At 61.1% G+C, this 16973-nt stretch carries 18 protein-coding genes and 1 tRNA gene; 9 read left to right on the forward strand and 10 right to left on the reverse strand.

Annotated features, from left to right (window positions below; genetic code table 11):
• Positions 1 to 1308: a pentapeptide repeat-containing protein gene (locus tag AB8A23_RS22780; protein WP_439058145.1), complete on the forward strand. Its 1308-nt coding sequence runs from the start codon at positions 1 to 3 to the stop codon at positions 1306 to 1308.
• 458 nt (positions 1309 to 1766) lie between these two features.
• Positions 1767 to 2033, forward strand: a complete 267-nt coding sequence (locus tag AB8A23_RS22785) for a hypothetical protein (protein WP_439058144.1) — start codon at positions 1767 to 1769, stop codon at positions 2031 to 2033.
• Between the two features lie 292 nt (positions 2034 to 2325).
• On the opposite strand, the gene AB8A23_RS22790 is transcribed toward AB8A23_RS22785, so the two are convergent.
• Positions 2326 to 2410: transfer RNA gene (locus AB8A23_RS22790), tRNA-Leu, on the reverse strand.
• 101 nt (positions 2411 to 2511) lie between these two features.
• Positions 2512 to 2754: a FliM/FliN family flagellar motor switch protein gene (locus AB8A23_RS22795; RefSeq protein ID WP_068730739.1), complete on the reverse strand. Its 243-nt coding sequence runs from the start codon at positions 2752 to 2754 to the stop codon at positions 2512 to 2514.
• 81 nt (positions 2755 to 2835) lie between these two features.
• On the opposite strand from AB8A23_RS22795, the gene lipB reads away from it, so the two are divergent.
• On the forward strand, positions 2836 to 3564 hold the full coding sequence (gene lipB / locus AB8A23_RS22800; RefSeq protein ID WP_439058143.1) for a lipoyl(octanoyl) transferase LipB: 729 nt from the start codon (positions 2836 to 2838) through the stop codon (positions 3562 to 3564).
• A gap of 15 nt (positions 3565 to 3579) precedes the next feature.
• Here the strand turns inward: lipB and AB8A23_RS22805 are convergent, their stop codons facing one another.
• Genes AB8A23_RS22805 through AB8A23_RS22815 form a run of 3 tightly spaced genes read right to left on the reverse strand, consistent with a single transcriptional unit; the run spans position 3580 to position 6758 of the window.
• Entirely contained in the window at positions 3580 to 3879 is a 300-nt protein-coding gene (locus AB8A23_RS22805; protein ID WP_439058142.1) for an acylphosphatase, read from the reverse strand.
• Complete coding sequence (locus AB8A23_RS22810; protein ID WP_439060475.1) at positions 3880 to 4686, reverse strand: isocitrate lyase/PEP mutase family protein; 807 nt, start codon at positions 4684 to 4686, stop codon at positions 3880 to 3882.
• Positions 4687 to 4742: 56 nt separating this feature from the next.
• Complete coding sequence (locus AB8A23_RS22815; protein ID WP_439058141.1) at positions 4743 to 6758, reverse strand: acetyl-CoA carboxylase biotin carboxylase subunit; 2016 nt, start codon at positions 6756 to 6758, stop codon at positions 4743 to 4745.
• Positions 6759 to 6914: 156 nt separating this feature from the next.
• Between AB8A23_RS22815 and AB8A23_RS22820 the strand changes: the two genes are divergently transcribed.
• The gene (locus AB8A23_RS22820; protein WP_439058140.1) at positions 6915 to 8744 is read left to right on the forward strand and encodes an alkaline phosphatase family protein; all 1830 of its coding nucleotides are present in this window, start codon (positions 6915 to 6917) and stop codon (positions 8742 to 8744) included.
• 70 nt (positions 8745 to 8814) lie between these two features.
• Here the strand turns inward: AB8A23_RS22820 and AB8A23_RS22825 are convergent, their stop codons facing one another.
• Together AB8A23_RS22825 and AB8A23_RS22830 are read right to left on the reverse strand one after the other, a co-directional pair.
• Positions 8815 to 9381 (reverse strand): hypothetical protein, encoded by a 567-nt coding sequence (locus AB8A23_RS22825; RefSeq protein ID WP_439058139.1) that lies wholly within the window; start codon positions 9379 to 9381, stop codon positions 8815 to 8817.
• Positions 9382 to 9481: 100 nt separating this feature from the next.
• A complete protein-coding gene (locus AB8A23_RS22830) occupies positions 9482 to 9697 on the reverse strand; it encodes a hypothetical protein (RefSeq protein WP_089267221.1) in 216 nt (71 codons plus the stop codon).
• Between the two features lie 68 nt (positions 9698 to 9765).
• Between AB8A23_RS22830 and AB8A23_RS22835 the strand changes: the two genes are divergently transcribed.
• The gene (locus AB8A23_RS22835) at positions 9766 to 10425 is read left to right on the forward strand and encodes a peroxiredoxin (RefSeq protein ID WP_089267220.1); all 660 of its coding nucleotides are present in this window, start codon (positions 9766 to 9768) and stop codon (positions 10423 to 10425) included.
• Positions 10426 to 10524: 99 nt separating this feature from the next.
• On the opposite strand, the gene AB8A23_RS22840 is transcribed toward AB8A23_RS22835, so the two are convergent.
• Positions 10525 to 10746: a hypothetical protein gene (locus tag AB8A23_RS22840; protein ID WP_309944384.1), complete on the reverse strand. Its 222-nt coding sequence runs from the start codon at positions 10744 to 10746 to the stop codon at positions 10525 to 10527.
• 23 nt (positions 10747 to 10769) lie between these two features.
• Here AB8A23_RS22840 and AB8A23_RS22845 point away from each other — a divergent pair, with 23 nt between their 5' ends.
• Positions 10770 to 12266, forward strand: a complete 1497-nt coding sequence (locus AB8A23_RS22845) for a cryptochrome/photolyase family protein (protein ID WP_439058138.1) — start codon at positions 10770 to 10772, stop codon at positions 12264 to 12266.
• Between the two features lie 74 nt (positions 12267 to 12340).
• A complete protein-coding gene (locus tag AB8A23_RS22850) occupies positions 12341 to 12703 on the forward strand; it encodes a hypothetical protein (RefSeq protein WP_068730647.1) in 363 nt (120 codons plus the stop codon).
• Between the two features lie 82 nt (positions 12704 to 12785).
• Here the strand turns inward: AB8A23_RS22850 and AB8A23_RS22855 are convergent, their stop codons facing one another.
• On the reverse strand, positions 12786 to 13673 hold the full coding sequence (locus tag AB8A23_RS22855) for a DMT family transporter (protein ID WP_439058137.1): 888 nt from the start codon (positions 13671 to 13673) through the stop codon (positions 12786 to 12788).
• Positions 13674 to 13774: 101 nt separating this feature from the next.
• On the opposite strand from AB8A23_RS22855, the gene AB8A23_RS22860 reads away from it, so the two are divergent.
• Positions 13775 to 14902 carry an S-(hydroxymethyl)glutathione dehydrogenase/class III alcohol dehydrogenase gene (locus tag AB8A23_RS22860; RefSeq protein ID WP_120291114.1) on the forward strand — a complete coding sequence of 376 codons (1128 nt, stop codon included), beginning with the start codon at positions 13775 to 13777 and terminating at the stop codon, positions 14900 to 14902.
• An 80-nt stretch (positions 14903 to 14982) separates the two neighbouring features.
• On the opposite strand, the gene AB8A23_RS22865 is transcribed toward AB8A23_RS22860, so the two are convergent.
• Positions 14983 to 15993 carry a bile acid:sodium symporter family protein gene (locus AB8A23_RS22865; protein ID WP_439058136.1) on the reverse strand — a complete coding sequence of 337 codons (1011 nt, stop codon included), beginning with the start codon at positions 15991 to 15993 and terminating at the stop codon, positions 14983 to 14985.
• A gap of 98 nt (positions 15994 to 16091) precedes the next feature.
• Between AB8A23_RS22865 and AB8A23_RS22870 the strand changes: the two genes are divergently transcribed.
• Positions 16092 to 16955, forward strand: a complete 864-nt coding sequence (locus tag AB8A23_RS22870) for a LysR substrate-binding domain-containing protein (RefSeq protein WP_320443890.1) — start codon at positions 16092 to 16094, stop codon at positions 16953 to 16955.
• Positions 16956 to 16973: the final 18 nt, after the last annotated feature.

A 16973-nucleotide genomic window follows, 5' to 3' on the forward strand; every position in this document is an offset into this window, starting at 1 on the left:
ATGTTTGAAACAACCTTCAATGGCGCCGCATCTATTTGGGAAGCCATCCTGATAGCTTGTTCGTACCTATCCGGAGGGGCTAACTTTGTTTTCGAGCGCATATCCTCGCAAATTCTCATCGTCTTGATCGCACTGCTGATTATTGTCGGCCTCCTTGCCTATTTCTGGGCGTGGCAGAGGGCGCCGCAGGCACAAGTCCCCATACACCTATCGGCTAAAGAGCTGAAAGTAATCGAAGTTCAGGATCAACTTCGAAAAACCCAGATTCAAATTCCCTTCGTCCTCGCGATTATCGCTACTTTTATTCTTGTAGTTACACAGTTTGGCATCAGTTCAAGACAGTGGACCAACGACTTTGAACTTCGGACTGCCCAAGCGCAGCTCGGACTTCTCTCGGAAGCGATACAATCCTTGACGTCTCCTCAAGTGGAAAGAAGCGTTTCCGGAGCCTATTCGCTTGAACAACTCGCGGCCTTGGATCCAGACAAGCACCTTAGACGGGTGGACCAAATTCTCGCCTCATCGATTAGATCGAAGACCACGAAGGATATCCTGAGAGCATCCGTAGAATGCGATGGTCGTTATGATGGGCGACCAAAGCACCGCGAAGAAGTGGCCGAAGACATTCAAGCAGCGATCGACGTCATTGGAAATCCGAATTTTTCGCAGTATTTTTCCGAGAATTATAGCTCAGCGCAAAAGACCTGTGTCTGGGGTTTCAGCATGGCGAAGCAGGCGCGTTTGGCAAGGCGACCAAATTTCAATCATCTGTATATGGACGATATAAGTTTTGCAGCCAGCGACCGTTCTTGCGGACGTTTCTCTGGCACCTTTCTCAGGCGAACCAGCTTCGAGGGATCGAAGGCCGAGGGTGCTGATTTCCGAGCTTCCATCTTCAACAATCGAGCAACGGGACTGGATGCCGCTTTATCAATCGAGAGAGAAGGGCTCGAAAAGAGAGGCAAACCATTCAACGCAGCGCATTGGGTTCACGCAGAAATATACAATCAATGGAAGCGATATCGTTGCTGGTCTGTGTTCTTTTTCAACGCGACTCTCACCGGTGCTAAGTTCAATCATGCCCACCTGGCCGGCGCTGTATTTCAAAATGCCCACCTCAAGGACGCCGACTTCGGAGGAGCAGATGTCAGCCTTGCGGATTTTCGGGGAACAGCGAAACGTGGTTTTACCAAAGAACAGCTACAGGCGGCGTGCATAAGAGACAAAGAGAGCAAGCCGCTTCACGACTTTGATGACAATTTGAGCTTCACCACTTGCGATCCCGCATTTTTGCAAGCTGCGGAATAAGCACGACGTATAAGACTTTTGCGAATAAGCAGACCTTTGTCCGAACGGAAGTATTGCGTTTTCAGTATTATGAGATCATCCCGGAGTTGAAAAACGACCTCATAAAGAAAACGATCTCGAGCTTGATCGAGCTCTGGCGTGGGCGCCGCGATCTGCGCTCTTCTGCTTGCGGCGAGCGGCTGATCAAGCCGAGACAACGCATCGGCTGAATGTGGCACAACATTGCGCTTACTACGATCCAAACATTACCCACAGCACGAGCGTGACGAAGCCCGAGAGCGCCACCGCAACGATAGCCGCTAGCAGCTCATTGTCGAACGCGTTCTGATTTCCTTTAGGCATGAGCATGCGCCAACCGAGGCCAGGGAGGATCGTTCCAAACGCCGTCATTCGGAAGGAACGATATTCTTTAGCTGTTGTTTCTTGGTGCGCACCGCAATGACAGAGAGGACATCCCAGTGAAGAAGATCTTGATTGCAGCAGCCGTCGTCGGCTTCACCGCAACGTCCGCATTCGCCCAGTCAGGCGCAAATCCCAGCGCGCCGCAGCCGGGCTCGACCGGTGCAGGCGTGAATCAGCCGGGAACAATCAGTACCGGCACTGCCGTTGATCGTCCGGACTCCATGAGGAAGGACGGCATGTCCGGCACGTCAGGCATGAGCAAGAACATGAAGAAGGACGGCATGGCCAAGGATGGGATGGCCAAGGACGGCATGAAGAAGTAGGTCGCCAAGGATCAAAGCGCCGCGTTGCTGTCAGCAGCGCGGCGCTTTTTTTACTCTCAATCGGTCTTGGTCGGCGTCAGGCGGACACGCGGCATTCATTCGGGAATACGGGCCCTGCGACTTGCTGGTATTTTGTCATTGTCGACAGCTCACGAGTCGGTTGCCGCTAACCGGCCCCGCCAGCCTCTCATTGCACGGATAAATGCCGTCTTGTTGCGTGCCCACGGCTCGTCGCATCAGAAATACGACATCGCACCGCAGGGAAAAGACCAACAATTTCAAGGATGAGGTGTGGTGCGCTCGGAGGGACTCGAACCCCCACCCTGTTACGGACTGCCACCTCAAGGCAGCGCGTCTACCAATTCCGCCACGAGCGCTAAAGAAATCCGGCGAGGGCAAATCGCCCGGCCGGATCAACCGGCGCCGATGTAACAAACCAATGATGGGGAGACAAGGCCTCTTGGCCTCTCCGGACCACCTATCTGTGATCGGGCGACCGCGGCAGCATCTGCTTGACCTCGACCGCAATCCGGTTGCGATCGACCATCACCACACCACTGGCGACAGGCAGGTTATTGGCGAGAATTTTGACCTCGTCCTGCTCTGTGGCATCCAGTTCGATGATGGCGCCGCGGCTGAGCCGCATCACCTGGTGGACGGGCATAGACGTGGTGCCGAGAACCACCATGATATCGACGGTAATTTTATCGAGGGTTGGCACGTCGGCCTCAAATTCCCAGATGCAGGATCGCTCAGATGCAAGATTGCAGTGCGTGCGAGATCAACATGTTATGGTTAGCCAATGGTTAATGACCGCCAAACCCTCGATTTGACAGTGTTTTCTCGCGGCGTCGCCGGCCGGCCGGTAGAATGGCGGGTGTCCGACGCCCCGATTCCCTATCCGGAAGCCGTGGCCGAGATGGAAGCCCGGGCCGCCGCCATTGCCGAGGGCACGGCGCCGGAACTGGTCTGGCTGCTGGAACACCCCCCGCTCTATACGTCCGGCACCTCCGGCAAGTCGGACGACCTGCTGGATGCCCGGTACCCAGTGTTCGAGACCGGCCGCGGCGGCCAGGTGACCTATCACGGCCCCGGCCAGCGGGTGGCCTATGTGATGCTCGACCTGAAGGCGCGCCGGCCGGACGTGCGGGCCTATGTGGCGGCGCTGGAAGATCTGATCATCCGGACGCTGGACGCCTTCAACGTGAAGGGCGAGCGGCGCGAGGACCGCGTCGGGGTCTGGGTTGCCCGCCCCGACAAGGGCGCGGGATATGAGGACAAGATCGCCGCCATCGGCGTACGGCTGCGGCGCTGGGTCTCGTTCCATGGCATCGCCATCAATGTGGAACCGGATCTGGCGCATTTCGACGCCATCGTGCCCTGCGGCGTGGTCGATCCGCGCTACGGCGTCACCAGCCTGGTCGATCTCGGCCTGCCCGTCAGCATGACCGATGTGGACGTGGCGCTACGGCAGGCGTTCGGCGAGGTGTTCGGCGAGGCCGAGCAGTTCGCGGCGGAAACAACGATCTGAGCGACGCGATCGAAATTACAGCGTCGGCAATTGCGAGAAAACCTCACCGTTGACGCGTAGGGCAAGCATGTCGGGCGTGGCATCGCTCGTCACGACGCTATCGACGCGCGCGGCCGTTGGACCACGGCGGCACGCCTCGATCATGTCAGTGACAATATCGGCCGGCCCCGCAAACACCGCTTCCACACTGCCATCGCGGCGGTTGCGCGCCCAGCCTTCGAGGCCGAGCAACGAGGCTTGTTGGCCGGCCCAGTAGCGATAGCCAACGCCCTGCACGCGGCCGAGGATCATCACGTGACGGATCACGCCACTCATCTATTTCTTGAGTCCCAGGAAATCGATGCCGCGCTGTTTCACGACGGCACCGCGGGTGACGCTCTCCATCAACTCGCTTGAGGCAAGATTCTTCAGATCCTTCGGCCCCGCACCTTCCCGTACCGCTTTAAGAGTCGCATGGACGGCGGCGGTCGCCGCGGAGATCGGCGCATGACCCTGAATGGCGATGCGCACGCGCTGGGCGCTGAGGAAATCCCAATCCATGTCGTCGGTGGGACTGCCAAGCACGATCGGCAGCGTGGTCGCCGCAGCCGCAGCCTGCAATTCGGCGCGGCTCTTGAGGCCGGTGAACATCACTGCATCGACGCCGGCAGCTTCATAGGATTTGGCGCGTGCGATCGCGTCATCAACGGATGTGATCGACGCGGCGCCGGTGCGCCCCACAATCACCAGCGCCGGGTCCTGTCGCGCATTCAGTGCAGCCTTGACCTTGCCGAGCCCCTCTTCCGGAGAGATCAGCTGCGCCTTCGCTTCGCCAAAGGCGGCGGGCAGCAGCGTGTCCTCGATGGTCAGGCCGGCGGCGCCGGCGGCTTCCAGCTCTTCCACCGTACGGCGGACATTCAGCGCATTGCCGTAGCCGTGATCGGCATCGACCAGCACCGGCAGCGAGCCGGCGCGCGACATGCGCCGCATCTGCTCGGTGAGTTCGGACAGCGTGATCAGCGCGATGTCGGGATCACCGAGAATGGCGAGCGACGCCGCCGAGCCGCCGAACATGCCGACCTCGAAGCCGAGGTCCTCGGCGATACGCACCGAGATCGCGTCATAGACCGATCCCGGACGCATGCAGCGATCGCCGGACAGGATCGCCCGGAGCCCGTAACGGCGTTGCCGGAACGTCGTCACGCGAATTCAAGAATGAGCGCATCCACCGCCAGCGTTGCGCCAGCAGCGGCATGGATTTTCTTGACGGTGCCGTCGCGTTCAGCGCGGAGCACGTTCTGCATCTTCATCGCCTCCACAACGGCGAGGGTCTCGCCGGCCTTGACGTCCTGACCTTCGGTCACGGCAATCGAGACGACGAGGCCCGGCATCGGGCACAGCAGCTTCTTGCCGGTGTCGGCCTTGACGCCCACCGGCATCAGGCGCGCAGCGGTAGCCTCCGCCTCGGTGAAGACATTGACCGCGACTTCATAACCCTGATGCGCGATGCGGATGCCCGACGTCTGAGGGCGCACCTGCATAGCGACGTTATGGCCATCGATGGTGCCTTCCCAGACCGGCACGCCCGGCTTCCAGGACGACGAGAGCTTATGCGGCGCACCCGTCTTGCCGTCAGCACCGACGAAGGCCACCGTCACGACATCGCCGTCACGGGCCACGTCGAGCGCGATCTCCTCGCGCTCCAGCCACACGGCGCGGCGACCCGCACGGGTCACCGGACGGCCGATCAACTGGCCGGAAATCTGCCGCTTGCGTTCGCCGTAGATGGAGTCGACGGCCGCGGCCACCGCGGCGATACGGCGGGCGACTTCGCCCTCCGGCGCCCTGGCGGCGAAGCCCTTCGGGAATTCCTCGGCGATGAAGCCGGTGGAGAGATTGCCCTCGCGCCAGCGCGGATGGCTCATCAGCGCCGACAGGAACGGAATGTTGTGGCGGATACCGTCGATATAGAAGGCGTCGAGCGCATGAGACTGCGCCTCGATGGCGGCGGCGCGCGAGGGGGCGTGGGTGACAAGCTTGGCGATCATCGGATCGTAATAGATCGAGATCTCGCCGCCCTCCTGCACACCGGTGTCGTTGCGCACGGTGATGTTGTCGGACTTGCTCTCGGCCGGCGGACGATACTTCACGAGACGACCGATGGACGGCAGAAAGTTGCGGAACGGGTCTTCCGCATAGACGCGGGACTCCACGGCCCAGCCGGTCAGCGTGACGTCCTTCTGCGCAAGCTGCAGCTTCTCGCCGGCGGCGACACGGATCATCTGCTCGACGAGGTCGACGCCTGTGACCAGTTCGGTCACGGGATGTTCGACCTGCAGACGGGTGTTCATTTCGAGGAAGTAGAAGCTCTTGTCCTGGCCGGCGACAAATTCCACCGTGCCGGCGCTGTCGTAATTCACGGCCTTGGCCAGCGCCACGGCCTGCTCGCCCATCTTGCGACGGGTGGTCTCGTCGAGCAGCGGCGACGGCGCCTCCTCGATGACCTTCTGGTTGCGGCGCTGGATCGAGCATTCGCGCTCGCCGAGATAAATCACGTTGCCATGCTTGTCGCCGAGCACCTGGATTTCGATGTGGCGGGGATCGACGATGAACTTCTCGATAAAGACACGGTCGTCGCCGAACGACGACTTCGCCTCGGCCTTGGCGAGGTTGAAACCCTCGACCACTTCCGAAGTCGAATGCGCGATGCGCATGCCCTTGCCGCCGCCGCCGGCGGAGGCCTTGATCATCACGGGATAGCCGATCTCGTCGGCGATCTTCACCGCATGCTTGTCGTCGGTGATGACACCGAGATAGCCCGGCACCGTGGAGACGTTGGCCTTGGCTGCCGCCTTCTTGGATTCAATCTTGTCGCCCATGGCGGCGATGGCGCCGGGATTGGGGCCGATGAAGACGATACCAGCAGCTTCCAGCGCGCGCGGGAAGGCCTCGCGCTCGGACAGGAAGCCGTAGCCGGGATGCACCGCTTCGGCGCCGGTCTTCTTGCAGGCCTCGACGATTTTCTCGATCAGGAGATAGCTCTCGGCCGCGGCCGGAGGTCCGATGAACACGGCCTCGTCGGCCATCTCGACATGCAGCGCATCGCGATCGGCTTCGGAATAGACGGCGACGGTCTTGATACCCATCTTGCGGGCGGACTTGATGACCCGGCAGGCGATCTCGCCGCGATTGGCGATCAGAATTTTTTTGAACATGAGCTGTCTTACTTGCAACCTTGAGGCGGGATCGGAAAGATGGGGTCGACGGTACAATGTGGCATGGCGCCGCAGTCGTAACAATTCTGTCGCGGACAAAAACTAGAGAAGACGTCTGGACCGGATCGGCCGAGTTCTTTCGAAGCGAGGTTTTTCATGCGCTGCGCCACCATCCTCTCCCTCAGTCTTACTCTTATATCCGCAACAACGGCTTTCGCCCAAAACAGCCCTCCCCGCAACCTCATTTTGTTCGTACCTGATGGGCTTCGGGCGCTGAAAGTGACGCCGGAAACGGCCCCCGCGATGTCCGCAGTGCGGGATAAAGGCGTCAATTTCCGGAACTCGCATTCGCTGTTTCCGACCTTTACCATGGCCAATGCGTCGGGCATGGCGTCCGGCCATTATCTCGGCGATACCGGCGTGTTCTCGAACTCGATCTATACCGGCCATCCCACCCCGGTGCAGAACAACAGCCCGATCCCCTTCATCGAACATGATCAGGTGCTCGGCGATCTCGACGAGCAATTCAACGGCGATTACCTCAATGAGGAAACGCTGCTGAAGGCCGCACGCAAGGCCGGCTATTCCACCGCCGCGATCGGCAAGGTCGGCCCGACCCTGATGTTCGATCACACCGAACGCACGGGCAAGGAGACGATCACCATCGACGACCAGACCGGCGGCATCGACAAATCAGGCAAGCTGCTCGGCATTCCCCTGTCGGACGAGATGAAGGACGCCTTGGCCAAGGCAGGCCTGGCGGTGGAAACACCGGGCCGTGGCGACAATGGTAAGGCGGGCGACGCCAAGACGCCCGGCACCACGGAAGCCAACATCAAGCAGCAGGCCTATATGGCCGATGTCGCGAGCAAAGTGGTGCTGCCGATGTTCAAGGCACGCAACAAGCCGTTCGTGCTCATCTTCTGGTCGCGCGATCCCGATGGCACCCAGCACAATCAGGGTGACAGTCTCAACAAGGTGACGCCGGGCATCAACGGCCCCTCCTCGCTTGCCTCGATCAAGAACGCCGACGACAATCTCGCGCAGCTGCGCAAGACGCTCGACGATCTCGGGCTCAGTGCCAATACGAACATCATGATCTCGGCGGATCACGGCTTCTCGACGATCTCCAAGGAGAGCAAGACCTCGACGACCATCAAGGGCACCTATGCGGATACGCCGGAAGGCTTCCTGCCGCTGGGCTTCCTGGCCATCGATCTCGCCAAGTCGCTCGACCTGCCGCTGTTCGATCCCAACGAGAAATTCGCTGCCGTCGCCGACAATGCCTATCCGAAAGCCGGCAACGCCTATATCGGCAAGGACAAGGACAAGCCCGAGCTGATCATCGCCACCAATGGCGGCTCCGACCTGATCTATCTGCCGACCGGCGACAAGGACCTCGCCGACCGCACCGTAAAGGCGCTGCTGAAACAGGATTACATCAGCGGCATCTTCGTTGAGGACTCGCTGGGCTCCTTCCCCGGCGCGCTGCCACTGTCGTCGATCAACCTGTCCGGCAAAGCTGTCACGCCGCATCCCGCGATCGTCGTCTCGTTCCGCTCCTATTCGGAGGGCTGCGAAGAGCCGGCGGCGTGCCAGGTCGAGATCGCCGACACCGTCCTGCGTCAGGGACAGGGCATGCATGGTTCGTTCGGGCGCGGCGATACCCACAACTTCATGGCGGCGATCGGTCCGGACTTCAAAGCCGGCTTCGTCGATCCCCTGCCGGTCAGCAATGCCGATACCGGCATGACTGCCGCGCACCTGCTCGGCCTGAAGCGCGATGCCAAGGGCAGCCTGATCGGCCGCGTGATGAGTGAAGCGACGGTGACTGGCGAGACGCCGACGGCAACGACCGACGTGATGCGTTCGGCGCCCGATGATCAGGGTCTGGTCACGGTGCTGCAATTGCAGAAGGTCGGCGAGCACAAATATTTCGATGTCGCCGGTTTCCCAGGCCGGACTGTCGGCCTCGACGCGAAGTAAGAGACAGCCCCAACAAAAAACGGCGGAGCCATGCTCCGCCGTTTTCGTATTCTGACGAGCTGCTACCGGCTTACATGCCGATGTCGAACACGTTCGGCAGTTGCAGCGTCGCGGCGCCGACCACGGTCGTGACCAGCGTCATGACGGCGGCATTGCTGACGCGCTTGGCGCGCATCTGCGACGCGATCCATTCGAGCACTTCGATATTCACGCCGACGGCCTTGGTCGGCGCCCAGGTCTCGATGGCAACATCGGGCGACAGCGCCACCGCGCGCGGCGGCACCGGCAGGCCCGACGCGGACGCCGCGTGATGCACGACAGCCTTGGCGAACAGGTCGTCGAAACGACCGTCATCGCTGCGCTCGGCCGCAGCTTCGTTGATCGCGAACAGTGCCTCGGCCTCGTCGCGGCTGACCGGCTGGCTGGCCAGTGCAGACGCACCCAGGATGCGCTCGCACCAGGCGGCGTCATCGGCATCGAGTGCACGGGAGAAATGGATACGGCCACGGGTGGTCGGGCCTTCCCCGGTGATGACGCCGTCGCGCACGATCGCGAGGGCCTGCGCCGCGGCGCGATGATTGTCGATGGCGGAGGTTTCGATGGCGCCGAATACGTCGGCAGCGGCAGCGGATGACATTTCAAGCTCTTCTGTTTGCAGCATATTTCTCAACATAGCCCAGCAATTCCATGGGCGACTTAACGCTCGGTTAAGAGATGGACAGGAGTTCTTCTTATCCCTAACCGTTGCAGTTCAGTCGCGCCGAGACGCTGCTGGGTTCGATCAGATGTGGCGATGCGGTCAGGCGGGATTGCGCCGCGCGGGAGGCAACATCACGGCATCCGATAACATCATGTTGCGTGGGTATTTTGCCGCAGCCGCCTTGCGTGAAACTGAATGCCAGTGCGCGCCGAATTTGAAGAAAGTTCTTGTCCTTTTTGCCGGACAGTTCCATTTATCAGCGTGCGCCTTTATAATGACCCACGAAATTCATCTGTAATCAGAATGACATGAGGTCCAGCCATGACACTCCAGATCAACGCCGTCGCCCCCGATTTCGAGGCCGAAACCACGGCTGGCCGCATCAAGTTCCACGACTGGATCGGCGATAGCTGGGCTCTTTTGTTCTCGCATCCGAAGGACTTCACCCCGGTCTGCACCACCGAGCTCGGCGCGCTTGCCAAGCTGCAGCCGGAATTCGACAAGCGCGGCGTCAAGCTGATCGGCCTCAGCGTCGACCCCGTGCACAAGCACGCGCTGTGGGTCGACGATATTAACGAAACCCAGGGCGCCCGCCCGACCTTCCCGATGATCGGCGACACCGACCTCAAGGTCTCGAAGCTCTACAACATGCTTCCCGCCGACGTGGCGGGCGATGCCGACAGCCGCACCGCCGCGGACAACGCCACCGTGCGCAACGTCTTCATCATCGGACCGGACAAGAAGATCAAACTGGTGCTGGTCTATCCGATGACCACCGGCCGCAACTTCCAGGAAATCCTGCGCGTAATCGATTCACTGCAGATGACCGCCAAGCATCGCGTCGCTACGCCGGCCGACTGGAAGCATGGCGAGGACGTCATCATCGCCGGCTCCGTCACCAACGACGAAGCCAAGACGATCTATCCGAATGGCTGGAAAGAACCGAAGCCTTATATCCGCATCGTGCCGCAGCCGAAGTAACGCTGCGACTGATTTGCAAGAACGAAAGAGGCGCCGCGAGAGATCGCGGCGCCTCTTTTCTTTGCCCCGTCGAATCGATGCTGCGGGCACTCTCCGTCGTCATGGGGGCGCCTTCTCCACGTCCTTGCGGGGAGCTCTCGCGACGAAACCGAGGAAGAGCAGATCCAGCGGCGGCATGACGATCGACGTCGTCACCCAGAGAACGGCGTATCGGTTCGAAATAACTTCCAGTACCAATTCGGTAATAAATGTCCTGATACTACGCGCCAGCACGCGCAGGGTTGCAAAGCCTCTCGCGGTATTCGCGGCCGGATCAATCACCCGACATCCGCGTTGGATGAGTGATGACCGATCAATCTTCGACCTCAACACCGACGCAGGCACCTATCGTCGTCTGGTTTCGCGACGACCTTCGTCTGTCCGATCACCCTGCCCTTCATGCCGCAGCCAGGCGCAATGCGCCGGTGATCTGTCTCTACATCCTCGATGAACAGAGCAAGGCATTGAAGCCACCGCAGGCGCGCTCGATGGGCGGCGCGACGAGGTGGTGGCTGGCGCAGTCGCTGCGCGCACTCAGCGCAAGCCTCGACGCCATCGGCGGCACACTGGTGCTGCGCAAGGGCGCTGCGGCCGACGTCATCGTCGATGTGGCGCGCGCAGTCGATGCCAGCCACGTCTTCTGGAACGAGATCGCGCAGGCGCCGCATCTCGCGGTCGCCGATGGCGTTACCGAAGCGCTTGCCGATCTCGATATCGGCACGCAGAGCTTTCCGGGTGACCTGCTGGCGCATCCTGCGACAATCCGCGCCAAGAAGACCGGCAGCAAGGAGAGCCGCGGCCTGCGCGTGTTCACACCGTTCTGGCGGCGCGTTCAGGCGATGGGCGAACCGGCGAAGCCGGTACCGGCGCCGAAGAAACTCATACCCGCACCGAAAGTGAAGAGCGACAAGCTCGCCGACTGGGCGCTAGAGCCATCGAAGCCCGACTGGGCCGGCGGTCTGCGCGAGATGTGGACGCCAGGCGAAGCGGCTGCGCAGAAACATCTGAAGCGCTTCCTGAAGGAGATCGCGGGCTATAGCAGCGATCGCGATCGGCCCGACCGGGAGATCACGTCGCGCCTGTCGCCGCATCTACGCTTCGGCGAGATCAGTCCGCGACAGATCTGGACTGCCGCGCATTTCGCAGCTGCAGAACATCCGCAGCACAGCAGCGACATCGCAAAGTTCATGAGTGAAGTCGGCTGGCGCGAGTTCTGCCGCCATCTGCTATTCGATGTTCCCGATTTGGCCACGCGCAATCTGCAATCATCGTTCGATGAGTTCCCATGGAAGACCGATCGCAAGGCGCTGCGCGCGTGGCAACGCGGTCTGACCGGCTATCCGATCGTCGATGCGGGCATGCGCGAGCTCTGGCACACCGGTGTGATGCACAATCGCGTACGCATGGTGGTCGCATCTTTCCTCGTCAAACATCTGCTCATCGACTGGCGCGAGGGCGAGAAGTGGTTCTGGGATACGCTTGTCGACGCCGATGCAGGCAGCAATCCCGCCAACTGGCAGTGGGTCGCAGGCTCCGGCGCGGACGCAGCACCCTACTTCCGCGTCTTCAATCCGATCCTGCAGGGTGAGAAGTTCGATCCCGGTGGTGTCTATGTCAGGCGCTGGATACCCGAACTGACAGAACTATCCACAAAACATATTCATCAGCCTTGGACAGCTTCACCGCTCGAACTCAAAAACGCGGGAATCACTTTAGGCAAAGACTATCCGTCGCCGATCGTCGATCACAAAGTCGGTCGCGAGCGCGCATTAAAGGCGTACACAACGATACGAAATAGTTGACTGTCGATAACACACTCTTCAACACGCGCCCGAATCGGACTAACGTGAAAAAGTCGACAATGTTGGGGGATGCTATGAACGACGACACTCCAGTCCTGGAGCAAGTGACGGACGCGCTTAGCAGCGCAGCCGACGCGACTAAGGAAGTCGCCACCTCGGTGGCGAAGAAGGTCAAGAAGGCCGCAAAGAAAGTCGCAAAGAAAGTGACCCCGGCTAAGAAGACGAAGAAGTCCACCAAGAAAACTTCTGCGAAGAAATCTTCAAAGAAGAAAACCCAGAAAGCGAGACCAATGGCTAAGAAAGCAGTGAAGAAGACCGTCAAGAAGGCCGCCAAGAAGACCGTGAAGAAGGCTGCCAAGAAGACCGTGAAGAAGGCCGCCAAGAAGGCCGCTCCGAAGAAGGCCAAGAAGGCCAAGAAGGCTGCCAAGAAGAAGTAAGCTTCTTCGCAGATGTGAAAGCCTCCGGGTCCAAGCCCGGAGGCTTTTTCATGTCTGGGGTTTGGATTGACGCAGGATGGCGTCAGGCCCTGGCGCGGTTGACCAGCAATACCGCAGCGCCGCAGGCAATCATGCCGATGATGGCAACGGCATCGAGCTTTTCACCAAACAGAACGAACGCCATCAGCGCCGTCACGGCCGGCACCAGATAGAACAGACTCGCCACCTGGCTCGAGGCCTGGCGCCGCAGCAGCCAGTAGAGCAGCCCGACGGTGCCGATCGACAGCACCACCGCGAGCCACACCACCGACAGCACGAACTCCGCCGACCAGTGGATCACATTGGTCTCAAGGGCCCACGCGCCGATGCCGAGCATGACCATTGCTGCAAGTTGCTGAATGAAGCTGCCGGTGCGCCAGTCGATGCCGCCGCAATAGCGCTTCTGATAGAGCGTGCCGACGGTGATCGTGATCAGCGAAATGGCGGACGCGAACCAGCCCCAGCCCGCCTCGCCCGTCATCGGCCGACCATGCAGGATCAGCAATACACCGGCGAGACCGAGCGCCACCCCGCCCCATTGCAGCGGCGTGACGCGCTCGCCGAGAAACCGACTGGCGAGGATCGAGGTGAGGACCGGCTGCAGGCCCGGGATCAGCGCCGACAGACCGACCGGGACCTTGTGCGCCACCGCAAACACGGTGCCGGCAAGATAAAGCCCCTGCACCAGCAGCCCGGCGATGATGCTGTGGCCGACGCCCGCGCGATCCGGCCACGCCGGACGCACCCATGCGACGATCACCGTCATGATCGCGACCACCAGCATCATGCGCACGGTGAGATAGGTCAGCGGCTCGGCGCCGTTCAGCACATACTTGGTGCCGATGAAGCCGGTGCTCCACAGCAGCACGAAGACGATAGGTGCGGCGCGTCCGATCAGGATTTCAAGATCGCTTTTCTGAACCTGTTTCATGGGCTGCTCACTGCCCCATCATGTGCTAAGCGGCAATGGCTGTTTGCGCGGACCTGCCGCCTGACATCACGACACCGAGACCATTATCGAAGGAATTTGCCATGGACGTTCGCGCCGCCGTTGCCATCAGTGCCGGAAAGCCGCTGGAGATCACCACCGTTCAGCTCGAAGGTCCGCGCGACGGCGAAGTGCTGATCGAGATCAAGGCCACCGGCATCTGCCACACCGACGAGTTCACTTTGTCGGGCGCCGATCCCGAAGGTCTGTTTCCGGCGATCCTCGGCCATGAAGGCGCCGGCGTCGTTGTCGATGTCGGCCGCGGCGTCACATCCGTGAAGAAGGGTGACCATGTCATCCCGCTCTACACGCCAGAATGCCGCCAGTGCCCGTCATGCCTGTCGCGCAAGACCAATCTCTGCACGTCGATCCGCGCGACGCAGGGTCAGGGCCTGATGCCCGACGGCACCTCGCGCTTCTCGCTCGAGGGCAAGCCTGTTCACCACTATATGGGTACCTCGACCTTCGCGAATTACACTGTGCTGCCCGAGATCGCGGTGGCGAAAATCCGCGAGGACGCGCCGTTCGACAAGGTCTGCTATATCGGCTGCGGGGTCACCACCGGCATCGGCGCGGTGTTCAACACCGCCAAGGTCGAGCAAGGCGCCAAGGCCATCGTGTTCGGTCTCGGCGGCATCGGCCTCAACGTGCTGCAGGGTCTTCGTCTCGCCGGCGCTGACATGATCATCGGCGTCGACATCAATAATGACCGCAAGGCCTGGGGCGAGCGCTTCGGCATGACCCACTTCGTCAACCCGAAAGAGCTGGGCAAGGATCTGGTCCCGCATCTCATCGACATGACCAAACGCGGTGCAGACCAGATCGGCGGCGCCGATTACACCTTCGATTGCACCGGCAATGTCACGGTCATGCGTCAGGCGCTGGAAGCCTGCCACCGCGGCTGGGGCGAATCCATCGTCATCGGCGTGGCGCCGGCCGGCGCTGAAATCTCGACACGCCCGTTCCAGCTGGTGACCGGCCGCGTCTGGCGCGGCTCGGCTTTCGGCGGCGCCCGCGGCCGCACCGACGTGCCGAAAATCGTCGACTGGTACATGCAGGGCAAGATCCAGATCGACCCGATGATCACCCACGTGATGCCGCTCAGTGACATCAACAAGGGGTTTGATCTGATGAAGCGCGGGGAGAGTATCCGCGGTGTGGTGACGTTTTAAGCGCATCTGCCGCTCTGAATAAGGATGGCGCACGCAGCCAACGAGCTTCGCGCGCCATCATCAACCCAGCGAGCGACGCCTCACGTCGGCAGCATCGCGGCTTCGCCTTCGATACCCTGCTCAGCCCGGCGCCTCGCATAGCGCCGCGCAAGGATCGCGCAGACGAACAATTGAGCCTGATGAAACAGCATGATCGGCAGCACGATCAGGCCGAGGGCGTGACCCGGGAAAAGGATCGCGGCCATCGGAATGCCGCTCGCCATGCTCTTCTTTGATCCGCAGAAGACAATGGCGATCTCATCCTCGGTCGAGAAGCCCATCCAGCGGCTAGCCAGCATTGTCGAGACGATCACAACTGCAAGCACCGCCAGATCGATGGCGAGAACCCCTGCGAGAGTGCCGACCGAGAGCTGGCCCCAGATTCCCTCGACCATGCCGGCGCTGAAGGCGGCATAGACGATGAGCAGCACGGAGCCGCGATCGACCGCCGAGGTGAGACGCGAATGGGAGAGCAACCACGCACCGACCCAGGGGCGGATCAACTGCCCGACCACGAAGGGCGCGACGATCTGCGCGGCAATCTCCTCAAACGCCACGATGGAGAATCCGCTGCCTGCCGAAGACAGCAACAGCGCAACCAGGATCGGCGTGAGCACGACGCCGAGAAGATTGGAGACTGATGCGCTGCACAACGCCGCCGGGACATTCCCGCGCGCGATCGCGGTGAAGGCGATAGATGATTGTACGGTGGACGGCAGCAGACACATGAAGAGAAGACCGGTGGCGAGGTCGGCTGGCAAATACGGACGCAGCGCGAGACTCGCCGCAACGCCAACGAGCGGAAACAGAAGATAGGTGCTGGAGAACACCATCGACTGCAGCCGCCAATGCAGCAGGCCCTCCTTCACGGCGGTCGGCGACAGGCGCGCGCCATAGAGCAGGAAGAGGAGCGCCACAGCAGCGGTGACGGTGTGATCGACATAGACAGCGGCATCGCCGCGCGCGGGCAGCACGGCAGCCAGCGCGACTGTTGCTGTCAGCCACAACAGGAATTGATCGACCGGTAATTTGATATGGCGGCGTGTGATCATAGCGATGAGCCTCTGGTTGATGGCCCAGATCTAATTTCTTCCGCCTTAATGCAAAATCCCCATAACAACGATATCAATCATCATGTATCGTGATGATCATGGATCATGTGCCAGTCGACCTGTTGCAAAGCTTCGTCGCGGTTGCCGATGCCGGGAGCTTCACCGGCGCGGCCCGTCTCCTCGGGCTGCAACAATCGACCGTCAGCCAGCACATCCGGCGCCTCGAAGAGCAGACCGGCCGTCGCTTGTTCGACCGCAGCACCCACCGGGTGGGCCTCACTCCAGATGGCGATGTTCTGCTCGATCATGCGCGCTCGATCCTGGAACGCTATGCCCATCTGCAGCAGTACCTGTCGGCTGCGCCGCTGCGCGGCCGGTTGCGGTTCGGCGCATCGGAAGATTTCGTGTTGTCGGCATTGCCGAACGTGCTCGCCGCTTTCGCGCGCCGGCATCCGGAGCTTGATATCGAACTGCATTCGGGACTGAGCGAGGATCTGCGCACGTCATTCGATGCGGGTCGACTGGATCTCGCACTGGTGAAGCGGCGAGATGGCGACAGCCGGGGCAGGATTGCATGGAAAGAGCCGATCGAATGGATGGCGCATCCCGAATTCCGGCTCGATCCCGACAGTCCCTTGCCGCTCATCCTCTACCCGCCGCCCAGCATCACGCGCGTCGGCGTGCTGGAGACTCTCGAAGCGGCGGGGCGACGATGGCGCATCGCATTCACGAGCGCCAACGTCTCCGGCCTGAGCGCTGCGGCGCGTGCCGGCATCGGCCTGTTGCCACATTCAGTCCGTTTAATGCCGCCCGGTTTGACGATCCTGCCGTCTCGTGAAGGCCTTCCGAAACTGCCCGACATTCAGTTCGCGGTGATCTTACCGGACCACCCACCACCTGCCGTCGAAGCGCTCGCTACGACCATCATGAACTGGGCCGGTCCGCGCGATCGGCAGAGCTGACGGATCGTCCTTCTCTCC

The sequence above is a fragment of the Tardiphaga sp. 619_E2_N8_4 genome, assembly GCF_051810905.1.
Lineage (GTDB): Bacteria > Pseudomonadota > Alphaproteobacteria > Rhizobiales > Xanthobacteraceae > Tardiphaga > Tardiphaga robiniae.